Below are 5,439 nucleotides of genomic sequence, written 5' to 3'. Positions count from 1 at the left end.
CATATACGAATATCCCGATATCCCCGCATTCAAGTTCTTCGCAGCGCTTCACCCATACAATCTGTCCGTTATGATAAGAGTGGAGCCTTTTGCAAGGCCCCGCTCTTATTGCTGCCGTTATGATGAGCAACTTGCCGCAGAAAAGCAGCGCACCGAGCGGGTGACCAAGCGCATTTTGACCAAGGAAGAAATGCCATCATCCGTTCCTTTATCGACTATGCCGGCAGTACGATCACAAAAAAACTGGAAACGCTGATGGCGGGTGGTTGCATCGTTGAGCGTGTGGATGAAAACCTGACCTATGATTATCTGCACGCCTCGGAAGATAACCTCTGGAGTACGCTGTATCTGACAGGGTATGGTCACGCATGCCGCCATAGCAGTCATATTGAAAGACATCCCGCCTGAAAGTGAAGGCTTTACTTTCAGGCGGGACTTTTTGTTTTTTATTATAAAGGCTAGTTCCTGTTCTTTGCGGAGATGGCCACACATTAAAGAACTTTGGCCCCATTGGCCGTCAACTTGAAGGTTGCTCCCAGCATATCGGCAGCCCCGCGGCACATCAGCATCCGCTGCAGGAAAATCTCAAAATATTCGTACATGCTGCAAATATCGGTGTCGATTTGCAGATTCAGCGAGATGACTTTTTTCTCGGTGTTGATCTTCAGGGTCTGGTCTGTGACCGCATAGTTGACCCGGTCATGGATGTCGAAGGATGCTTTGGGCTTTTCCCGCACACGGCTGCGGCGCACATCAGTCTTGTCGCCGATGATGAGTGCTGCCGAGATGGGATCCACGGCCCCGCCGGTGGATTCATCGTGGTTGGAAATGGCGGACACGATGGTGATGCGGTCCGGGACGCTCAGGTCATATTGCTTCAGAATCTCGTTGGCCAGTAGCCCGCCGTATTCGGCGTGACGGCTGCGGTTGATGGCGTTTCCGATGTCGTGCATATAGCCTGCGATCCGGGCAAGCTCGATGTCGTGCTCCGGATAGCCGAATTTTTTCAGGATGTGGGCGGCGGTCTCTGCCACCCGGACACAATGGGCTTGTGAGTGCTCGGTGTAGCCCAGCAGGCCTAGATTCTGGTTGCCTTTTTTCAGCAGTTCGTTGACTTCCTCATTGTGTTTGATGTCTTTATACGTCATGGTTCTCTGCCCCCGATTCATATATTAAAAGAAAGTATCTACTATTGTAAGATGATTTCGAGGCGGTTGCAATCAAATTGCGGTAAAATCTGTGTGCAGAAGCGATTTTACATATTCCAGACACATTCCTGATTTCTGATTTTACATTTGCACGGTACAATAAAAATGTTTGTATCATGCAATCCGAAGCATTCCGGTCAGAGAAAAGGAAGAGGAATATGGAAAACACCTATCATTGCTATGCAAACCGTGAGCTTTCGTGGCTGCGGTTCAACGAACGCGTTCTGGAGGAGGCAGAGGATTCCCGTCTGCCGTTGTGTGAACGGCTGAGTTTTTTGTCGATTTTCCAGAGCAATCTGGATGAATTTTTCATGGTGCGCATCGGCAGCTTGCAAGACCAGATGCTGCTGGACAAAAACGCACGGGAAAATAAGACGAATATGACCAGCGGCGAACAGATCGATGCAGCGCTGGCTTTTATCCACAAGCTGACAGCCCGCCGGGACGCTGCTTATAATGGTCTGCTGGAACAGCTTGCAGAGCAGGGGATCCGTCTGCTGGACTTTGCCCATATGGAGGAAGAAAGCCGTACCGAACTGGAAAAGCTGTTCCGGCAGGACTACCTGCCGCTGCTGTCCAGTTTCATCATCAGCAAAAAGCAGGCATTTCCGTTCCTGAAAAACAAGGGCATCTATGCGGTTGCGGTGCTGAGCACCAAGGCAGAAAAGAAGAAGATCGGCATTGTGCCCTGCGGCAATGAGATCTTCCCCCGGCTGGTGCCGGTGCCGGGCCGTACTGGCTGCTTTATCCTGTCGGAAGAACTGATCCTGCACTTCCTGCCACTGCTCTACAAGGGCTATAAGGTCACCAGCAAAACGCTGGCCCGCATCACCCGCAATGCGGATATTGACGCCGACCTGATCTATGACGAAGACCTGAACTACCGGGATCACATGGCCGAAGTGGTCAAGAAGCGCAAAAAGCTGGCACCTGTCCGTCTGGAACTGAGCCGTGAGATCGACGAAGAAATTATCCAGTCTCTGTGCAAAAACCTGAAACTGGACCCCAAGCGGGTGTTTGAATACGATTCTCCGCTAGATCACTCTTTCCTGTTCCAGATCGAGGATCAGCTGCGCAGCCACACCGACCTGTTCTTTGCGCCCCGCCACCCGCAGCCCAGCCCTGCACTGGACGAGCGCAAGCCCATCATTCCGCAGATCCTGGAAGAGGACAAGTTGATTCACTATCCGTATGAGAGCATCCGTCCCTTCCTGCAGCTGCTGCACGAGGCCGCCTGCGACCCGGACGTGGTCTCCATCAAGATGACTCTTTATCGTCTGGCCAACCACAGCAAGGTGGTGGATGCACTGGTGGAAGCCGCCGAAAACGGCAAGCAGGTGGATGTTCTGGTGGAGCTGAAAGCCCGCTTTGATGAGGAAAACAACATCGAGTGGTCCCGCCTGCTGGAACGTGCCGGCTGTCATGTGGTGTATGGCATTGAAGGGCTGAAAGTCCACTCCAAGCTCTGCCTGATCACCCGCAAAACGAAGGAGGGTATTTCCTTCATCACCCAGATCGGCACCGGCAACTACAACGAAAAGACCAGCCGCCTGTACACCGACCTTTCTTTCCTGACCGCATCCAAGGAAATCGGTCTGGAAGCCACCGAAGTGTTCCGCGCACTGGATCAGGGCGAAACGGTGGATTCGGTCAAGAATCTGCTGGTGGCGCCTCATTGCTTACAGAACCGTCTGCTGAATCGGATAGACGGTGAGATCAAAGCTGCCGCCCGCGGCGAGGGCGGCTACATCGGCATCAAGATCAACAGCCTGACCGACAAAGTGCTCATCAACAAGCTCATCGAGGCAAGTCAGGCGGGCGTCTACATCGATATGGTGGTGCGCGGCATCTGCTGCCTGCGTGCCGGTGTCCCGGATGAGACCGAGAATATCCATATCATCAGCATCGTGGGCCGCTATCTGGAGCATTCCCGCATCTACATTTTCGGACAGGGAGAGCGTGCCCGGTACTACATCGGCTCGGCAGACTGGATGACCCGCTCTACGCTCCGCCGCGTGGAAATCGCGGCTCCGGTCACGGCTCCGGCTCTGAAGGCACGTTTGCAGCACATCTTTGACACGATGCTGGCCGACAACTGCAACGCCCGCGTGCAGCAGCCGGACGGCAGCTATGTCCGCCGGTTGCCCGGTGCCGATGCCGTGGATTGTCAGGCACAGTTCTACGAGGAAGCCTATCAGGCCAACGTGCACTCCAGTCTGAAGTGAGATGCACTCGGATTTCACACAGATTTGACCGCAGCACGGTTTCTTCGACTGGATTTCGATGATACAATTTTATTGTAGAATGAAATCGCAGAAAGGGAGAATCCTATGGAAGATTTCTGGAAATCCGTGCAGACGATACAGGCAGAACGCGGGGCGGATTACCGCGCCTTCTCTTTGTTCAGTGCAACGCATTGGGCAGAATTGCTGGGAGCAGCGGCGGTCATTTTTCTCTGTGCGGTGATCTACTACCGCTGCAGGGAAGTGACCCGGCATCAGATCCTTCGCGCTGTGTTTGTCCTGATGCTGGCCGATGAGTTTATGAAGCAGGCCGTCCTGCTGTACACCGGTCAATGGAACGTGACCTATCTGCCTCTCCACCTGTGCAGCATCAACATCTTTGTCTGCTGGTACGATGCCATACACCAGAGCCGTTGGAGCAAGGAAATCCTTTATGCGCTCTGTATTCCGGGAGCAGTGGTCGCAATGTTGAGCCCCTCATGGCAGCGGCTCCCGGTCTGGAACCTGCTGCATCTGCATTCCTATAGCATTCACGTTCTGCTGATCCTCTATCCGGTCCTTCTGCTTGCTGGCGGATTTCGCCCGCAGGTGCATCATATCCGCTGGGTACTGGCGTTTCTGTGTGCAATCGCAACGCCGATCTTTTTCCTGAATCGGCTGCTGAAAACAAACTTTTTCTTTCTCAATGATCCGCAGGGCAATGCGATTACTGCCTTTTTCGCCCACTGCTTTGGAGAACGTTTTTATCTACTGGGCTTTCTGCCGGTTCTTGCTGCAGTCCTGTTGCTTCTTTATCTGCCATGGTACAGGGCAGAGCGGCATCAACGTATGCTCTGTGCAAGAGATCAGGTTATAGCTTGAATGGCTCTGTGCATCAATTGAGTATCTTTCTTTTCTTCTTTCGTCCCGTCAAAGTCTGCTGCTTTGACGGGAATTTTTTATATCTGATTTTACAAAGGGTTTACACCGGAATGGTGGCTGTCACAGGACGGACGTGCTATGATAGAATTCGAATTTTTGAAGTGAAACGATATTTTTTGATTGACATAACAGAATCAAGAGGACAGATCATGCAGAAAAACTATGTGCAGGAAATTTTGAACATCATTCATGGCAATATACCTCAGGCTGAACTGGCCGAAAAACTGTCGGATTACCATGAAAAAGATCTGGCGGATGCTTTGGAAGCGCTCATGCCTGCAGAACGCAAGTCGCTTTATCCCATTTTGGGAGTAGACGAAGTGGCTGAGATCTTCGCCTATCTGGACGATGCAGAGCCGTATCTGAAAGAATTATCCAGAGATGAGGCTGCAAAAGTTATTTCCAACATGGACTCGGACGATGCGGCAGATGCGCTGGAAGACCTTGGCGAGATAGACAAGGGTGAAATCGTCAACAAACTGGACAGAGATTCGATTGAAGACGTAACTGGTCACTTTATGATTTAGCAACTCATACAGAGATGAAATCGACCACTATTTCCACACGGTATAATGACAATACGATCCCGTATATTCCTTCAATAGTAATGAGCATGGAGAATAGCGTTTATCTGGAGGTTGCCAAAGGATAAATAGAAGCAGTATTAAAGCCGCTCACCGTGCAGGTTTCCAGCATGGTGAGCGGCTTTTTACTACAAATATGAGGAATCAAAGAAGTCTTTTAGTGTAATTTCCAAACCCAGACAGATTCTTTCAATCGTCTCTACGCTTAACTGGCCTCCCCGACGGGCGGTGGTTTGAATCGTGGAGTACGATATTCCGCATTTCTTTGCCATTACACATAGATTCATATCACGCACTTGCATCAAATCCTGAACACGCTTGATCGTATCCACGAAAACCCCTCCCATCTTTTTAGTTCAAAACTTTTCCAACGATCTCAAATCTTTGCTCTGGAGATATAAGGATTGGCGAATATTTGGTGTTAAGAGAGACCAAAACCGGTTGGTTATGCACCACGCCATAGCTGTCGGTAAGGAACTCTGC

The 5,439-nt window shown here is 51.1% G+C and carries 5 protein-coding genes and 1 pseudogene; 4 read left to right on the top strand and 2 right to left on the bottom strand.

What is annotated here, in order from left to right:
- Window positions 1-256, top strand: a pseudogene (locus AAAU26_RS02580) (hypothetical protein); the annotation flags it as partial.
- 235 nt (window positions 257-491) lie between these two features.
- On the opposite strand, the gene AAAU26_RS02575 reads toward AAAU26_RS02580, so the two are convergent.
- Window positions 492-1,148, bottom strand: coding sequence for an HD domain-containing protein (locus tag AAAU26_RS02575; RefSeq protein WP_015536750.1), 657 nt, complete (start codon window positions 1,146-1,148; stop codon window positions 492-494).
- Between the two features lie 176 nt (window positions 1,149-1,324).
- On the opposite strand from AAAU26_RS02575, the gene ppk1 reads away from it, so the two are divergent.
- From ppk1 to AAAU26_RS02560, 3 genes are all read left to right on the top strand, one after another.
- Window positions 1,325-3,433: a polyphosphate kinase 1 gene (gene ppk1, locus AAAU26_RS02570; protein ID WP_227619723.1), complete on the top strand. Its 2,109-nt coding sequence runs from the start codon at window positions 1,325-1,327 to the stop codon at window positions 3,431-3,433.
- 105 nt (window positions 3,434-3,538) lie between these two features.
- Window positions 3,539-4,312, top strand: coding sequence for a YwaF family protein (locus AAAU26_RS02565; protein ID WP_015536748.1), 774 nt, complete (start codon window positions 3,539-3,541; stop codon window positions 4,310-4,312).
- Between the two features lie 209 nt (window positions 4,313-4,521).
- On the top strand, window positions 4,522-4,899 hold the full coding sequence (locus AAAU26_RS02560; RefSeq protein WP_227619722.1) for a magnesium transporter MgtE N-terminal domain-containing protein: 378 nt from the start codon (window positions 4,522-4,524) through the stop codon (window positions 4,897-4,899).
- A 185-nt stretch (window positions 4,900-5,084) separates the two neighbouring features.
- Here AAAU26_RS02560 and AAAU26_RS02555 read toward each other — a convergent pair whose 3' ends face one another.
- On the bottom strand, window positions 5,085-5,288 hold the full coding sequence (locus AAAU26_RS02555; protein WP_349180903.1) for a helix-turn-helix domain-containing protein: 204 nt from the start codon (window positions 5,286-5,288) through the stop codon (window positions 5,085-5,087).
- Window positions 5,289-5,439: the final 151 nt, after the last annotated feature.

The organism is Faecalibacterium longum, from assembly GCF_040094125.1.
Classification (GTDB): domain Bacteria; phylum Bacillota; class Clostridia; order Oscillospirales; family Ruminococcaceae; genus Faecalibacterium; species Faecalibacterium longum.
Note: the sequence above shows the minus strand (reverse complement) of the source record. Positions and strands in the feature narration are given on the sequence as shown.